Here is a 16,239-nt window from a genome sequence, read left to right as displayed (position 1 = left end):
AAATTCCTCCTAAAATTGAAATCCTACTCACGTTCTAATTTACGTGAAAAATAAACACAAGATAAAATTGCAAAAACATAAGCCTGAATGGCACCGATAAAGACTGAAAAGCCTTGCCAAATCATGGTCATTGGTGCCGCCACTACTGCAGTCAAAATACCAAAACTGCTAGCAACGTTTAACAATAAACCGATCAAAACCTCGCCGGCAAAGATATTACCATAAAGCCGTAATGACAAGGTCAAAAAGTTCGTAAACTCTTCAATCAAGTTAATTGGCAACAGGAATCCTACCGGACGAATATAATTACTGAGATACCCCTTAAAGCCCCACTTCTCAACAGAGTAGTAATGTGACATTAACAGGGTAACCATGGCTAATGGCATTGTGACCATTGGATCAGCCGTTGGTGACTTCGTGAAAGTGACACCATTAATTTTAACTTCTAAGAACAATCCTAACGTGTTCGAGAACAAAATAAATGTAAACAACACGAAGATATAGAAGTAAAATGGCTTACCTTCATCACCAGGCATGATACCTTTGACAATCCCATTAGTGAAATCAATCAAATACTCTAACAAGTTTTGACCTTTTCCCGGTTTCATTGCTAATTTCCTTGATGTGAAGAAAACAAACAAGAATACCAGCAGTGCCGTCAATAGGGTCGAGATGCAGTTAGCCGTGTTAAACTTGAGCCCCATGATAGTTAGGTATTGATATTTCTCGTCCAAAGCGCGCCTCCTTCCCAAAACAATCTAAAAGTTTTGCCGATCAACTAACGTTTAATCAGTAAAACTGGTGTTTCAGTCTCTAAACAAGTTCAGAAAACACAGACTAAATCTTAACACCAACAAAACTAAAATTCAAAGGAAAGTTCGCGTGAAAAGGCTTTATCGCACAGTGTTTTATTTTGTGCCGAACAACCGATCACCGGCATCACCAAGGCCTGGTGTAATGTAACCAGTTTCAGTTAACCGATCATCTAAGGCTGCTGCATAGATGTCAACATCTGGATGAGCCTTCTGAACAGCCTTAACACCTTCAGGAGCAGCAACTAAAACAACTAAACGCATGTTTTTAGCGCCACGCTTCTTCAACGCGTCAATGGCCATATTGGCTGAACCACCAGTTGCTAACATTGGATCAACAATGAACAAAATCCGTTGATCAATATCAGGTGGCATCTTGACAAAATATTCGTGCGGTTCCAAAGTCTTCTCATCACGATACATCCCAATGTGACCAACTTTCGCCGCTGGAATTAACTCTAAAACACCATCGACCATCCCTAAACCAGCACGCAAAATTGGCACCACCGCCAATTTCTTACCTGCTAATTGCTTTTGCACAGTTTTACCCATTGGTGTCTCAATTTCGACATCCTGTAAAGGTAAATCGCGGGTAATTTCGTAAACCATCAACTCAGCAATTTCATTCGCAACCTCACGAAATACTTTTGTCCCCGTTGACTTATCACGAATGATCGTTAACTTGTGCTGAATCAATGGATGATTCAAAACGGTAAATTTCCCCATACCTTTGCCACCTTTCATTTTCCAAATCATATCAATGATAAGCTAGTTGACCTCAAATATCTACCTGATTAGCCCCAATTTATTGGAAAACTTTCGGCAAAATCATTGATTTTTTGATGTAACCGCTTCAACTTCTCGGAATCATCACGATTTTGAATCGCCGTGATAATGAAATGGGCAACTTGGACGGCATCAGCCTCCTTGAAACCGCGAGTAGTGATCGCTGGTGTACCAATTCGAATCCCACTGGTCTTAAAAGGACCATTTTGTTCAAAGGGAATCGTATTTTTGTTTAAGGTAATCTGCAATGAATCCAGTAATTCCTGCACATCCCGGCCATAAAGACCAGTGCCAGTCACATCAAGCAACATTAAATGATTATCGGTGCCGCCAGAAACCACGCGGAAAGTTGGGTCTTCGTTAAACACATTCGCCATTGCTTGGGCATTGGCCACAATTTGTTGGGCGTAAACTTTGAATTCTGGTGTCATTGCTTCGCCTAGGGCAATGGCTTTAGCAGCAATGACGTGTTCCAATGGCCCACCTTGTGTCCCTGGGAAAACCGCCGAATTAATTGCCTTGCCATACTGCGCCTTGGCCAAAATCATCCCACCACGGGGACCACGCAATGTTTTGTGGGTTGTCGTGGTCACCACATCACAGTATGGGACGGGACTAGGATGAACCCCTGCTGCCACTAACCCGGCAATATGAGCCATGTCGACCATTAATAAGGCGCCGACTTGATCAGCAATTGCCCGCAATCTAGGAAAATCGATCGTCCGACTATATGCTGACGCACCAGCAACAATTAATTTCGGTTGCACTTCTTGAGCAATTCTCAGAATTTCTTCATAATCCAATTGCTCAGTTTCGGGATTAACACCATAACTATGGAAGTCATAAGTTTCACCACTGAAGTTCACTTGTGACCCATGAGTTAAGTGACCGCCAGCAGTTAAATCCATGCCTAAAACAGCATCCCCTGGTTGTAATAACGCCCGATAAACTGCTTCATTAGCCTGGGAACCAGAATGAGGTTGGACATTAGCATATTCAGCGCCAAAAAGTGTCTTCGCCCGATCAATCGCTAATTGTTCAATTTGATCGATATACTCACAGCCACCGTAGAAACGATGACCAGGATACCCTTCAGCATATTTATTGGTGAGAACACTTCCCTGCGCGGCTCTAACTGCATTAGAAACAACATTCTCTGATGCAATTAATTCAATATTCTGCCGTTGACGTGCCTCTTCATGATGAATTGCTGTCCAGACAGCTTGATCGTGGTTGTTAAATTCCATTCAATAGCCTCCTTGATTCACATTATACTGATATTTTAACCAATTCTAAACGTTATTGCCTACTTAAAAAAACCAGCAATCACAAACGCGCTAATTGCTGACTTGCGCAACTAAATAATTGCGCTATTTCTGATAGAATTGACCACCAGCGGCCTTGCGTAACCGATTCATATAAGCTAAGCCTAACTTTTCTTCAGTGACCCCGGCTGCTAAAATCACTTTCACTTGCGGATGATCATCAAAGAAGCGTAAACCAGCAAATAAATCTTGAGCTGCCGTGGTAATATTTTCGCCTAATGAATAAGTTAAGATTTGATGAGAGTTTGCTGATGAATTCAATTGAGCCAATTGTTGATCGAAGGCCAGCACGCCTAACGGACGATCAGCCTTGGTCAGTTCGTTTTGAACTGCCGCAGTGAAATCCTGTTGCTGACGGACAATTAGAACTTGGGCGCTAGGTGCATAATGCTTGTATTTCATGCCTGGTGCCTTAGGAACTTCGTTAGCCTTAACGTGGTGTTGTTCAGTTTCAACGGCGCCAATAATTGGGGCTAAATCATCAGCATTAATATAACCAGGCCGTAAAATAGCTGCTGGCTTAACGCTTAAATCAATCACTGTTGATTCCAAGCCAACTTTGGTGGGACCATCATCTAAAATACCGGCAATTTTACCACCTAAGTCGTGATAAACGTGTTGAGCAGTGGTGGGACTGGGCTTACCTGACGTATTTGCAGAAGGCCCCACAATTGGAATGCCTGTCTCGCGAATCAAGGCCAAAGTTGCGGGGCTATTCGGCATGCGAAAGGCCGCCGTTTGTAGACCACCAGTCACACAAGGTAATAAACTCCCTGGTAAAATTGGCAAAATAATCGTTAAAGGACCTGGCCAAAATGCCTTCATTAAGGCTAAAGCGTCCGCGTTTTTAGCGGCATAGTGCCAAACCATGTCTGGTGAATCAACATGAACAATCAAAGGGTTGTCGCTGGGACGGCCCTTGGCTTGATAGACAGCTTTAACTGAAGCTTCATTATTCACGACTGCGCCTAAACCATAAACAGTTTCTGTGGGAAAACTAACGAGTTCGCCCTGACGTAATAAAGCCGCCGCCTGTGAAATCTCCTGTGGTTTAAAAATTTTTGTTTCCATAAAAATACCTCACAACTTTCTTGAGCATGAATTTCATCGATTAACAATAATTAACGACAATTAACGATTGCCTAATCGGGTAATTGGATGCGCGCCATTCGCGGCCAACCAGCCAAGTCTTTCTTGATGGTAATGGTGGCTGTTGGTAAGGCCTGCTGATAAATTTCACGAATAGCTGGAGCCTGCTGATAACCAAACTCCAAGAACAATTGCCCACCAGTTTTTAAATGGGCCGCAACTGTTTGTGCCAATTGTTGATACAACGCTAGCCCCCGATTGTCGGCATAAAGTGCCAACTGAGGTTCGAAATGTTTCACGGAATAATCCATAACAGCTTCTTCATCATGACTAATATAAGGTGGATTAGAAATAATCAAGTCGAATTTCTCCCCAGCCACTGCCTGCAACAAGTCACCTTGGGCAAAATGAATGGGCAGTGCCAAACGCTGAGCATTGGCCTGAGCCACCTGCAAGGCAGCCTCACTAAGATCAGTTGCCCAAACTTCACTATTAGGCAATTCATGTTTAATTGCTAAAGCAATTGCACCGGAGCCAGTACCAAGATCAAGAATCTTAGGCGTTGTTGACGTTGGCACATTTTCTAATAACCAAGCCACGAGAAATTCAGTTTCCGGCCGTGGAATCAAAGTTGCTGGCGTCACTTGCAATTGCAAATCGTAAAACCAAGCCTGGCCTAAAATATATTGCGCTGGCCGGCCAGTTAATAGTTCCTGAACATCTGTCTGAAACTGTTGCCAAACAGCTGGTACCATTATTTCTCGCTCATGGAAAATCAAATCGGTCTTGGTCCACTTTTGTCGTTCTAACAGCAAGTATTCGGCGGCTTGCTCATCCAAATTCTTTTCTTTTAGCAACAAAAAAGCCCAATTAAGGGCCTTATAATACGTCGGTCGCGTCATCAGTAATTTGCTCCAACTTCTTGGTTTGATCCCAAACAATCAAAGCATCGATCACTTCACCAAGGCCACCACTCATAATCCGATCAAGTTTATTCAAAGTTAAACCGATCCGATGATCAGTTACCCGGTTTTGGGGATAATTGTAAGTCCGAATCCGCTCAGAACGGTCACCAGTCCCAACCGCTGACTTACGATTGGCATCATACTCATTCTGATTCTGACTTTCATAATAATCATAAACCCGTGACCGCAAAATCTGCATCGCTTTTTCACGGTTTTGTTGCTGTGAACGTTGATCCTGCATGGCAACGACAATCCCAGTAGGTAAATGGGTCATCCGCACGGCAGAACTCGTTTTGTTAATATGCTGGCCACCAGCACCAGATGAACGATAAACATCGACCCGAATATCTTTAGGATCGATATCCAAATCAACGGCATCATATTCAGGCATGACCGCAACAGTTGCTGTCGAGGTATGGACCCGACCGGCAGATTCGGTTTCTGGTACTCGCTGAACCCGATGAGCGCCATTTTCATACTTTAATTTCGAGTAGACATTCTCACCAGTGATCATCACAGCAACTTCTTTAAAGCCACCGACTTCAGTCCGGTTTTCATCAACAATTTCAAATTGCCAATTTTGCCGTTCAGCGTAGTGATGATACATATTCAATAAATCCCCAGCAAATAATGAGGCTTCATCGCCACCAGCAGCGCCACGAATTTCCATAATAATATTCTTGTCATCATTGGGATCAGTGGGAATCATTAACAACATGATTTCGTGTTCCAATTGATCACGTTCGCTAGTCAAATCATCAATTTCAGCCTTCGCCAAATCAGCTAGTTCTTTATCATTGCTTTCGCGCATGATTTCATCGTTGTCTTTAATTTCTTGAATCACTTCGCGATAACGTTTGTATTTGTTCACAACGTCAAGCATCCCGGCAGCTTCCTTAGAAACTTCCAAATAGCGCTTGGTATTGCCAATAACCTCGGGGTCAGCCATCATTTCCGTTAACTCATCGTAACGATCAACTAACCCATCTAATTGTGCTAAAATCTTGTCCATTAGGCTTGATCAGCCTCACTTTCCTCAAACTCGTGCAGATCAGGATGATAATAATGCTCACGACAAACTGGGTAATAAGATTCATTGCCACCAATTTGGACTTGGGCACCTTCATAAACTGGCCGGCCATTGTTAACTCGTAAATTCATGGTCGCTTTGCGTTGACAGAACCAACAAATTGTTTTAATTTCCTCAATTTTATCAGCATAAAGTAGTAGGTAACGAGAACCATCAAATAATTCATTGCGGAAATCATTTTTCAAGCCAAAAGTCATCACGGGAATCCCAAGTTCATCAACCACACGTGCGGCTTCATAAACATGATGCTTTTCCAAAAATTGGGCTTCATCAATTAAAACGCATGCCGGTTTCGGCGTTATCTGAGCGACAACTTCAAAAATATTCGTTGTAGAAAAAATTGGTTCAGCTTTACGACGCAAGCCAATTCGACTGGCCACATAACCGACACCATCGCGTGAATCAACACTGCTGGTCATTAATAAAACTGGTTTGTGTTCTTCTTCGTAGTTATGGGCGACCTTTAAAATCTCAATCGTTTTACCAGAGTTCATCGCCCCATAGCGATAAAATAACTGTGCCATTAGTTTGCCTCCTGAAGTTCATTCGTTTTTAAGTATAAACGATTTTCAGCAAATTGCCTAACTAAAATTACAGAGTGTGAGGGGTGATGGTCAGATAGCGTAGCATAATTTCAAATAATTGATTGAGCGGTGCAACCGATCGAGCAATTATTTAAATTAGGCCTAGCTATCTATCACCCCCGAACACGTTTCAACAAGTTGTGGGGGTCGGTGGGTTTTTGGCGTCGTACAATTTCAAATATTTGCATGAGCGGTGCCAACCGATCGTGTGAATATTTAAATTGTACCTAGCCATTTACCGACCCGAACACGTTTCGACAAGTTGTGAGGAGCGACGCACTTTTGGCGTAGCGTAATTTCGATAAATTGATTGGGCGATGCCAATCGACCGAGCAATTTATCAAATTAAGCCTAGCCATTTGTCACCCCGAACACGTTTCGACACCATAAAAATTAAAACCAAGTGCGGCCATTAAACAGAATAGCGTCTGACTGCATTCCGGTCTGCTTGTCTTGGAACGCGGCCGACACTGATCTTGAGCCAATTACAGACCAAAATTGTCTCAGATACAGGTCTTATTGTAAGTGCTAAAGCACTAACAATAATTTGGCGGCTGACGACAAGATCCCTCCATTCCGTCTGGGGTTAAGTTGTGCACTTCATCATCGTTAGTGTCTGAGGTAACCGTAGTGGGAGCAGCTGACAAAAATTTCAATTGCAAACATATCAGAATAGTCGGCAAAAATATCTTAATTGACAATTTATTTAGAGAAATTGTCAGTCAGATTTGATTGATGCGCCAGACTTCACCTCGAAAAACTCATCATATTCATGCTAGTATAATCTCAACGCGGAATGTTTTTAAATGTCTCATTTCTATTCTTAAACAGCGTCTAATAATCACATTTCCACCTTCACCAACGAGCTAACAGTAAAAAAATTTGAGTCAATATGGTAAAATGAAGAGCGATTAGTTTGGGACAACACTGCTGACTTAATCGACGTTGCCCCATAATTGAAACAAGTCATCACCAAGAAATTCTAATAAACGAGGAAAATCTCATGTCTTTAAATTCTGCACTAGCTAAAGCCTTAGGTAAAAGTAGTTACTGGTTTCTCCACACTTTTCGCAGTGGCGGGAGTTCGTTACCTGGTAAATTAGCGACGAAACTTGATCCCCAAGTTCTGAAACATTTGGGCGCCAAATATGATGTCATCATTGTCACTGGTACTAATGGCAAAACAATGACTACCTCACTACTGACCAAAATCATGAAACAAGTTCAGCCAGAAGTGCTCACTAATCCCAGTGGTTCCAATATGTTCCAAGGAATTGTGACGTCATTTCTAGCAGCGCCTAAACCAGGCGCCAAACCGCTAGCTATTTTGGAAGTCGACGAGGCCAATGTGGCGCCCGTTTGCGCCCAAATCACCCCAAAAGCTTTCGTGCTAACCAATATCTTTCGTGATCAAATGGATCGTTATGGCGAAATTTACACCACTTATCAAAAAATTATTGATGGTGTCAAATTAGCCCCTGAGGCAACCTTGATTGTCAATGGCGATGCGCCAATTTTTAACGATGCCAAATTAAAGAACCCGGTTATTTATTACGGTTTTGCTGATAAAAATGGCTCTAACGAAGATTTGCGCGCCAGTTTTAATTCCGATGGTGTGTTGTGCCCCGTCTGCCAGCATATTCTCCACTATCACAGTATCACTTATGCCAATTTAGGCGACTACTTCTGCCCTAATTGTGGCTTCAAACGGCCTGCCTTAACTGATCAAGTCACGGCTGTTGAAGAATTACGGCCAACTTTTTCTAAGTTTCTGATCAATAACACCGCCGTCACAATTCATGTTGGTGGCATGTACAATATCTACAACGCGCTAGCCGCTTTCAGTGCCGCTCATTTTCTCAATGTTCCGACTGAAAAAATTGTGGCCGCTTTTGATCACGACGAACAAGTCTTTGGTCGCCAAGAAGTGATTAAATTAAATGGCAAACACGCGACGATTATTTTAGTTAAAAATCCGGTAGGCCTAAATCAGGTCTTCGATTTAATTAAAACTGATCCAGAACCGTTCTCATTAGGTTTCTTATTAAACGCGAACCCAGCTGACGGTCGCGACACCAGTTGGATCTGGGATGGCGAGTTCGAAAATCTGCCCTATCAAAAAATCCCGCAAATCATCTTAAGTGGTGAGCGGGAACCTGATATTCATTTACGCTTCCAAGTGGCTGGTGCCAGTGACGACCAATTGATTACTAGCGATTCCTTAGAAGCCTTCATTGACCAAGCGGGAATTATTCCTAATCAACACATTTACATCTTAACAACGTACACCGCCATGTTAGCCCTGCGGAAAAAATTAGCCGAACAAGGCATTATTGCCGCTGGTTACTAATCAGTTAATTCTTGAATAAACGATTGAACGATTGCTTCTCGAGCTACGAGAAAGCGGTCGTTTTTTTGTTGAGGATGAACCCGATTACTCAGCACAATTAACGCTTGCTGGCGCTGCAAGTCTAATAGTAGGAAGGTACCCGTAAAGCCAGTATGAAATAATAGCTGATGACCATCACTGGCTGTACGTAAGTCCCAAGCTAACGAACGTCCTAGCTGATGACCAGTCCAATCCTGGGCTAAATTTTGCCGAAACTGTTCACTGACTAACGTTGGTAAATCTGGACGTTGCCCCAAATACCATTGACTGAAAGTAATTAAGTCTGCTAAGTCAGCAAAAAGTCCGGCCGAGCCACAATCAGCTCCTAATATTTGTGCTTTCGGATCATGAACTTGGCCTTGACGTAAGTGGCCCGCTTGATAAGTTGTCGGTACACAACGAGCTGCTGTCGGTGTAAAGCTACTATTGGTTAGCCGTAACGGCTGCAAGACCCGCTCAGTAATCACTTGTTGAATCGGCTGCTGACAAATCGCCGCAACAATCCAACCTAAATATAAGAAGCCCACATCGGTATAAACCATTTTTTGTTCAAAAGTAGCAGTCACTGGCAAGGCCAGTAAAGCTTTTTTCAACTCAGGCGCACTTAGCTGGTTACGATTGGGAATATACCCAGCAATGCCCGAAGTATGAGTCAATAAATGACGCAAAGTGACGCGTTGATCCTGAAATGACGGCAAATAACGTTGGACCGGATCATCCAACTGACATTTGCCAGCCGCCAACAATTCAAAAATCACCGTAGCCGTGCCCACAACTTTCGTTAAACTAGCCAAATCATAAAGCAACCCTGGTCGTAAAGGTTCAGGATCAGGCAGCCACTGTTTGTCTCCTTGAACTTTTGTAAGCACAGTTTGGCCGTCAATGATGGCATAACTCAGTCCAGGTATAATTTTTTGTTGCAATAAACTACTTAATAATGCTTGCGTTCGTGGATACATCAACATCACCCTTTGCTGTTTAGTATAGCATTTTTCAACTATGCCTTAAATTCACGCCTAACCTGCATACAAAATGATTATTTAGTTGGTAACAGTAAGGGCACAGCAATTCTAAAACAGAATTAGTTCTGACTCCATTTCGGGCTGCGGGTTGTGGAACGCGGCGGCCGTCGATTGAAGCCTTTTTTCAAAAGTCTTCAATTCGAGGCTTATTGTAAGTGCTAAAGCACCAACAATAATTTCGCGGCTGACAACCCGATCCCTCCATTCCGTCTGGAGTTGAGGTGGTGCACTTCATCTTTGTTAGTTATTAAGGCAGTGTTAGTGGGATTCAATAATCCAATCCAATTAGTAACAATAGTTGAACAGTAAAAAAGGGTGTGACAACTCTATTTCAGTAAAGATTGTCACACCGATTTTGTGCCACCACAATCTGGTTCAGTCAAATAGTGGTGCTGAGTTCTGTTAGTTTCATCTGGTGGTGGCGGCGCAATTGGCGTCAGCCATGAAATTATTCTTGCCGCTTTAGCGGTTAGAATAAGGCTTGTATTTGAGATTGTTGCGTCAGCAATAAGCTCAAATTGCGCCGCCACCACCTCTCCAAATTTGGGAAGACTTGGACTTGACGCACGAAAAATCGCTGGGCCCCTGCTTTTTTTCTAAGGAGCAACCTAAACCAACAGCCTCTATTTTTGAAAAGAGGCATCAAAAAAATCTCGCCGACTTTTACCGTCAACGAGATTTTTTAATTTTATCAATTACTTCTTCACTAAATACATATAAAGTGCTTTAGTCGAGAAATTAGTTTCAAAAGTAACGCCCTTACTATGAATATTGTCCACAGTCGTCTGACCATTTTCGGCCTTCTTGGCTAACTTCTGATAATCTTTCAGAACTTGCTTACCATCAGCACCAACACTATTTGATAAGACCACCAACTGCATGGCAAATTTCTTAACTTCTGTTTTCGACTTCATTTTATTGACTGAGAAAACATAAGCGACGCCAACTAATTGTTGATTTTGAACATTGACGCGAATCCGCATGCCGTCAGCGTTGACCAAATCAGTTAAGCCATCTTTGAGTTGCATTGGCAGCACTTCAGCACCAGTCTTCATTTGTTGGTTGATGACATTATAGGTCATCGCAAACTTCGGATAACTGGCTAGTGCTTTTGCTTTGGCAACGGTAACAGTTTTAGTGGTAGTCGCGCCATTATGCTTGGCTGTCAGCTTCACTTTAGTGGCTTTCAGTTGACTCGGCACTTGAATGACAAAAGTACCACCTTGATTGGTCACTTTTTTAGCATTTTCATTACCGATTTGATAAGTTAAATCAGCATTTTTAGAAGCAGTTCCCTTAACGACCGTCACAATCCCGTCTGGCTTGAAAGTCTGGGCGCTTGGTTTCAGACTAGGTTGACGACTTTGACAACCAGCCAGACCAACAACTCCCAATACTAAAAGGGCAAGGCTAGCAACAATTTTTTTCATTTTCATGATCAAACTCCCTTTCAGTTAAATTTGGACACTACCAGTGAACTGTGAATTATACAGGTCAGCGTAAAAACCGTTTTTGGCCATTAACTGATCATGATTCCCAGTTTCAACAATCGAGCCATGATTCATAACCAGAATATTATCGGCATCGCGAATCGTTGATAATCGATGGGCGACAACGAAACTCGTCCGGCCCTTGAGTAAACGACCCATGGCATGTTGAATGTGTAATTCTGTCCGCGTATCAACTGAAGACGTTGCTTCATCAAGAATCAGAATTTCAGGATCAGCCACAAACGCCCGAGCAATCGTCAACAATTGACGTTGTCCTTGAGAAATATTTGACGCTTCCTCATTCAGCACCGTGTCATAACCATCTGGTAATTGCCGTACGAATTCATCAACATGGGCTGCCTTAGCCGCCTCGATAATTTCATCATGAGTGGCATCTTCCCGACCATACTTCAAGTTGTCGTAAATTGTACCAGTGAACAACCAAGTATCTTGTAAAACCATGGCAAAATGGTGCCGTAAATCTTCACGCTTCATATTGCGAGTATCGACGCCCTTAAGCCGAATCGAACCACCGGAAACGTCGTAGAAACGTTCAAGTAAATTGATAATCGTTGTTTTACCAGCACCAGTTGGACCGACAATGGCAATCATTTGGCCTGGTTTAACAGCCAAATTATAATCCGTCATCAATAAGTCTTTCCCTTGATAACCAAATTGAACATGCTCCATTGCCAAAATGTCTTCAGAATTTGTTAATGCAGGCACATCAACACCTTCGTCCGTCATATCATCTTCATCTAAGACCTCGAAGACACGTTCCGCTGAAGCAACCGTGGCTTGAATGGTATTGGTTAAGTTAGCCAACTGCGTAATTGGTTGCGAGAACTGTTGGGTATATTGCAAGAAGGCTTGAACATTACCTAAGGACATATTCCCATTGGCCACTTGAATCCCACCAAGCACGCCGACAAAAACGTAACCTAAGTTATTAATGAAAGTCATCAGCGGCATGATCAAGCCAGAAATCATCTGCGCTTTCCAAGAAGCCGCATAAAGACGTTCGTTTTCTTCATTAAATTCACTGATTGATTGCGCTTCATGATTGAAGCTCCGATTAATAATGTGACCAGCGTAATTTTCTTCGATTTGGTTATTTAATAATCCTAAACTCTTCTGTTGAGCGGCGAAGAAACGTTGCGAACGTGGAGCAACAACCCCAACCACAACTAAACTTAATGGAATCGTCGCAATCGCCACTAAAGTCAGTTGCCAACTAATAGTTAACATCATCCACAAAGTCCCAATGAACATCACGGTACTTTGAATCAACTGGGTCAAACTTTGTTGCAAGGTCCCGGCAATATTATCCATATCGTTGATGGCCCGTGACATAATATCACCATTTGAATGGGTATCATAATAATTAATTGGTAAAGTCTTCATTTTAGCTTTCATTTCTCGACGTAACCGATAAACAGTTTCCTGAGAAATCCGGGTCATCATAAATTGCATGATGAAGTTCAACAAAGCAGAAGCCACATACATCACGATCACCGTGATAATGATCGATTCAATCTTGGTAAAGTTGATTGGGTATTCCTTCATCCCAATCCCCGCTTTTTGCATGGCGGTACCACTCATGACACCTTTAAACAGTTCCGTGGTGGCCTTCCCTAAGATCTTCGGTGTTTGAACTTGTAAAATCTGCGAACCAATGGCAAAAATCATGACAATAATTAAAGCAATCCGATATTTGGCCATGTAATTGAATAAACGGCCAACTGTACTCCAGAAATGTTTAGCTTTGTCACCAGGAAGGGCCATGCCGCCGCCAGGACCATGACCACCCATTGGTCGTGCTGGCCGCGAATTATTACGACTATTTTGCTCACTCATTAGAAGCACTCCCTTCCTTAATTTGTGAATCAACAATTTCACGATAAACTTCGTTATTAGCTTTTAATTCTTGATGTGTACCTAAACCAACCATCTTGCCATCTTCGAGCACAATAATTTGATCAGCATCAGCAACAGTGGAAACTCGTTGACCAACAATCACAATTACAGCTTGCTTAACGGTTTCATCTTCACGTAAAGCTTGACGCAACATGGCATCAGTCTTGAAGTCAAGGGCTGAGAAGGAATCATCAAAGATATAAACAGCGGCATGTTTAACCAAAGCCCGGGCAATGGCTAATCGTTGCTTCTGACCACCTGAGAAGTTATCCCCGCCTTGTTCAACAAAAGTATCAAGACCATCACTTTCGCGAATGAAGTCAGCTGCCTGAGCAATTTCCAACGCATGCCATAATTCATCATCGGTTGCCTTGGCGTTCCCATATAATAGGTTGTCACGCAAACTACCCTTAAATAAAACGGCTTTCTGTGGCACTAATGCAATTTGATCCTGCAGATCATGCTTGCTGACAGCTTCAACGTTTAAGCCGTTAACACGAACTGCACCCTTTTCCACATCATAGAAACGTGGGATCAAATTGATCAAGGTTGACTTACCTGAACCTGTCCCACCAATCACCGCCAAAGTCTGACCAGCTTGCATATGGGCATGGACGCCAGTTAAGGCAGGCTTTTCAGCACCATGATAACGGAAGACAATATCATCAAAGTCTAATTGAGCAGGCTGATCAGCAGCAAACTTCTGTGGATCTTTCGGTTCTAAAATCCGAGTCTTTAAATCAAAGACTTTCTGAATCCGATCGGCTGACGCTTGAGCCCGAGGAATAAAGACAAAGACCATCGCTAACATCATGAAACTCATTAAAATTTGCATTGCATAAGTCATGAAGGCAATCATATTCCCAATTGGCATCGCTTGATTGGCAATTAAATGACCACCAAACCAAGTAATCGCAATATTAGTCCCACTCATGACTAAAGTCATTACTGGGAACATGACGGCCATAATTGAGAAGACCCTGCGCGCATTGTTGGTATAATCACGGTTAACACCATCAAAGCGATTTTGTTCGAAGTTATCGCGAACGAAAGCCCGAATAACGCGCACACCAGTTAAACCTTCACGGAAAACCAAGTTTAAATTATCGGTCTTGGTCTGCATCGCTTTGAATAACGGCACTGCGAAGTACATTACGATCCCAATAAACACAACAATGATTGGAATCACAACAATGAAAATGCTGGTTAATTGGGCATCTTTTTGATAGGCCATGAAACTAGCACCAATCAAAGTAATTGGGGCCATGATCATCATTCGTAAAGCCATCATCGCCACGTTTTGAATCTGGATAACGTCGTTGGTCGTCCGAGTAATCAATGATGACGTACCGACTTGATCAAATTCATCGTCAGACATATTTAGAACTTTCTGATAAATATCACGGCGTAAATTTTTACCTAAAGTTTGTGAAGTGCGGGCGGCTAGGAAAACATTCCCAAAAGCGAAAATAACCGCGAGCAAGGAGACTAACAGCATCTTGCCACCAACACCCCAAATGTAACTGACATCGCCTTTAGCGACACCATAGTTAACCAAATCAGAAGTTAAATTTGGTAAATACAGGTTAGTCACAACTTGACCAACCATAAAGAGAATCGCACCAATAACTGCCCAAACGGACACACGATTCTTGGCAATTTTTATCATGCCTGATTCCCCCTTTTCGAATTTAAAACACCGTTGGCAAACCAACTTAACACCAAGTCGTATTGCTGATCAAAATCATCAGCAGTCGTCGGCGCTTCTTGTTTCTGAAGCACAAAATAACGCGCGGTTGAATGGCCTAAGAAAGCCAAGAGAATATGAATCAATAAATCAAATTGATCATCATCAACTTTTAGCAAACTCAGATCCGTATGCGCCTTAATTTCTTCGGTCCATTCTGAGAAATGATGATGTGGCCGAGTATGCATTGGCGATAGCCGTTGGTAGTTGCGATAATCCAAATCCATAAATAAGTTCTGCAACAATTGCTTATCGGGACCACTAACAAATGTCAGTATTTCTTGATGAAACATCACTTTCAACGCAGCAAACAGATCACCGTGTAATTGATCAAGAATTTCCACAAATCGTTCTTGGAAATGGTGTTTAAATGTTGACACTAAATAGAAATAAAGATCATCTTTATCCTTAAAATATTGATAAAAACTACCACGGGGGATCTGCGCTAACTGAACCACATCCGCTACCGTAACTTGCGATGCTGGCACTCTTGTGAAAGCTTCCCTAGCAGCAGCAATAATTTTAGCTTGCTTAGCTTCAGGGAGTCCATAAAAGGTACTACTCGGCATAACAGCGACTCCTTTCTCAATTAAGTTCTGTAAATAATAAAAAATGACACCGTGTCGCATGACACTGTGTCATTATAGCACGCTGCTTTTCGTTTGCAAGAACTATTTCCATTTTTCTTTTAATTTCCATTAATAAAAGTGACAAGCCATTCGCATAACGAATCCGACTATTAGCCAATCAAGCAACAGCCTTAATATGTTATACTAATTTAAAGCATAAAAAAACAGTCGTCAACTAAAACGACTGCTAACTGAATTATATTAATTGGGATACTAGGGTTCGAACCTAGAAATTATGGATTCAGAGTCCACCGCCTTACCAATTTGGCTATATCCCAAGAAATCACCCGTACGGGAATTGAACCCGTAACTCCACCTTGAGAGGGTGGCGTCTTAACCATTTGACCAACGGGCAATTGATCAAGGCACAAGAAATATTTTAGCGTATCTAAAA

At 42.3% G+C, this 16,239-nt stretch carries 13 protein-coding genes and 2 tRNA genes; 1 reads left to right on the top strand and 14 read right to left on the bottom strand.

Translation table 11 applies throughout. From position 1 onward, the window contains the following. Positions 1 to 23: 23 nt before the first annotated feature. The 7 genes from atpB to EKM82_RS05935 form a co-directional block, all read right to left on the bottom strand. Positions 24 to 734: a F0F1 ATP synthase subunit A gene (gene atpB / locus EKM82_RS05965; RefSeq protein ID WP_125767400.1), complete on the bottom strand. Its 711-nt coding sequence runs from the start codon at positions 732 to 734 to the stop codon at positions 24 to 26. Between the two features lie 174 nt (positions 735 to 908). Beyond that, positions 909 to 1,538, bottom strand: a complete 630-nt coding sequence (upp, locus tag EKM82_RS05960) for a uracil phosphoribosyltransferase (RefSeq protein WP_125767399.1) — start codon at positions 1,536 to 1,538, stop codon at positions 909 to 911. 68 nt (positions 1,539 to 1,606) lie between these two features. Further along, on the bottom strand, positions 1,607 to 2,845 hold the full coding sequence (glyA, locus tag EKM82_RS05955; protein ID WP_125767398.1) for a serine hydroxymethyltransferase: 1,239 nt from the start codon (positions 2,843 to 2,845) through the stop codon (positions 1,607 to 1,609). A 123-nt stretch (positions 2,846 to 2,968) separates the two neighbouring features. Next, entirely contained in the window at positions 2,969 to 3,994 is a 1,026-nt protein-coding gene (locus tag EKM82_RS05950) for an L-threonylcarbamoyladenylate synthase (protein ID WP_125767397.1), read from the bottom strand. 71 nt (positions 3,995 to 4,065) lie between these two features. Next, positions 4,066 to 4,914 (bottom strand): peptide chain release factor N(5)-glutamine methyltransferase, encoded by an 849-nt coding sequence (prmC, locus tag EKM82_RS05945; RefSeq protein ID WP_125767396.1) that lies wholly within the window; start codon positions 4,912 to 4,914, stop codon positions 4,066 to 4,068. Further along, positions 4,892 to 5,989 (bottom strand): peptide chain release factor 1, encoded by a 1,098-nt coding sequence (prfA, locus tag EKM82_RS05940; RefSeq protein ID WP_125767395.1) that lies wholly within the window; start codon positions 5,987 to 5,989, stop codon positions 4,892 to 4,894. The genes prmC and prfA overlap by 23 nt, the downstream gene beginning before the upstream one ends. Continuing rightward, positions 5,989 to 6,591 carry a thymidine kinase gene (locus EKM82_RS05935; protein WP_125767394.1) on the bottom strand — a complete coding sequence of 201 codons (603 nt, stop codon included), beginning with the start codon at positions 6,589 to 6,591 and terminating at the stop codon, positions 5,989 to 5,991. The genes prfA and EKM82_RS05935 overlap by 1 nt, the downstream gene beginning before the upstream one ends. A gap of 1,063 nt (positions 6,592 to 7,654) precedes the next feature. Here EKM82_RS05935 and EKM82_RS05930 point away from each other — a divergent pair. Continuing rightward, positions 7,655 to 9,001: a Mur ligase family protein gene (locus tag EKM82_RS05930; RefSeq protein WP_125767393.1), complete on the top strand. Its 1,347-nt coding sequence runs from the start codon at positions 7,655 to 7,657 to the stop codon at positions 8,999 to 9,001. On the opposite strand, the gene EKM82_RS05925 is transcribed toward EKM82_RS05930, so the two are convergent. The 7 genes from EKM82_RS05925 to EKM82_RS05895 form a co-directional block, all read right to left on the bottom strand. Continuing rightward, positions 8,998 to 9,999, bottom strand: a complete 1,002-nt coding sequence (locus tag EKM82_RS05925; protein WP_125767392.1) for a serine hydrolase domain-containing protein — start codon at positions 9,997 to 9,999, stop codon at positions 8,998 to 9,000. The genes EKM82_RS05930 and EKM82_RS05925 overlap by 4 nt on opposite strands. 758 nt (positions 10,000 to 10,757) lie before the next feature. Beyond that, positions 10,758 to 11,498 (bottom strand): hypothetical protein, encoded by a 741-nt coding sequence (locus EKM82_RS05920; protein WP_125767391.1) that lies wholly within the window; start codon positions 11,496 to 11,498, stop codon positions 10,758 to 10,760. An 18-nt stretch (positions 11,499 to 11,516) separates the two neighbouring features. Further along, a complete protein-coding gene (locus EKM82_RS05915) occupies positions 11,517 to 13,409 on the bottom strand; it encodes an ABC transporter ATP-binding protein (RefSeq protein WP_125767390.1) in 1,893 nt (630 codons plus the stop codon). Continuing rightward, positions 13,402 to 15,138, bottom strand: a complete 1,737-nt coding sequence (locus EKM82_RS05910) for an ABC transporter ATP-binding protein (protein WP_125767389.1) — start codon at positions 15,136 to 15,138, stop codon at positions 13,402 to 13,404. The genes EKM82_RS05915 and EKM82_RS05910 overlap by 8 nt, the downstream gene beginning before the upstream one ends. After that, positions 15,135 to 15,785 carry a TetR family transcriptional regulator gene (locus tag EKM82_RS05905; RefSeq protein WP_164508138.1) on the bottom strand — a complete coding sequence of 217 codons (651 nt, stop codon included), beginning with the start codon at positions 15,783 to 15,785 and terminating at the stop codon, positions 15,135 to 15,137. The genes EKM82_RS05910 and EKM82_RS05905 overlap by 4 nt, the downstream gene beginning before the upstream one ends. A gap of 265 nt (positions 15,786 to 16,050) precedes the next feature. Next, positions 16,051 to 16,123: transfer RNA gene (locus tag EKM82_RS05900), tRNA-Gln, on the bottom strand. Between the two features lie 5 nt (positions 16,124 to 16,128). Beyond that, a tRNA-Glu gene (locus EKM82_RS05895) sits at positions 16,129 to 16,200 on the bottom strand. Positions 16,201 to 16,239 lie beyond the last annotated feature (39 nt).

Origin of the sequence: Lapidilactobacillus wuchangensis, assembly GCF_003946645.1 — a bacterium.
Lineage (GTDB): Bacteria > Bacillota > Bacilli > Lactobacillales > Lactobacillaceae > Lapidilactobacillus > Lapidilactobacillus wuchangensis.
Note: the sequence above shows the minus strand (reverse complement) of the source record. Positions and strands in the feature narration are given on the sequence as shown.

Coding starts and splice junctions, on each gene's coding strand:
- upp (WP_125767399.1), bottom strand. CDS start 1,538: ATGGGGAAATTTACCGTTTTGAATCATCCATTGATTCAGCACAAGTTA.
- glyA (WP_125767398.1), bottom strand. CDS start 2,845: ATGGAATTTAACAACCACGATCAAGCTGTCTGGACAGCAATTCATCAT.
- EKM82_RS05950 (WP_125767397.1), bottom strand. CDS start 3,994: ATGGAAACAAAAATTTTTAAACCACAGGAGATTTCACAGGCGGCGGCT.
- prmC (WP_125767396.1), bottom strand. CDS start 4,914: ATGACGCGACCGACGTATTATAAGGCCCTTAATTGGGCTTTTTTGTTG.
- prfA (WP_125767395.1), bottom strand. CDS start 5,989: ATGGACAAGATTTTAGCACAATTAGATGGGTTAGTTGATCGTTACGAT.
- EKM82_RS05935 (WP_125767394.1), bottom strand. CDS start 6,591: ATGGCACAGTTATTTTATCGCTATGGGGCGATGAACTCTGGTAAAACG.
- EKM82_RS05930 (WP_125767393.1), top strand. CDS start 7,655: ATGTCTTTAAATTCTGCACTAGCTAAAGCCTTAGGTAAAAGTAGTTAC.
- EKM82_RS05925 (WP_125767392.1), bottom strand. CDS start 9,999: ATGTATCCACGAACGCAAGCATTATTAAGTAGTTTATTGCAACAAAAA.
- EKM82_RS05920 (WP_125767391.1), bottom strand. CDS start 11,498: ATGAAAATGAAAAAAATTGTTGCTAGCCTTGCCCTTTTAGTATTGGGA.
- EKM82_RS05915 (WP_125767390.1), bottom strand. CDS start 13,409: ATGAGTGAGCAAAATAGTCGTAATAATTCGCGGCCAGCACGACCAATG.
- EKM82_RS05910 (WP_125767389.1), bottom strand. CDS start 15,138: ATGATAAAAATTGCCAAGAATCGTGTGTCCGTTTGGGCAGTTATTGGT.
- EKM82_RS05905 (WP_164508138.1), bottom strand. CDS start 15,785: ATGCCGAGTAGTACCTTTTATGGACTCCCTGAAGCTAAGCAAGCTAAA.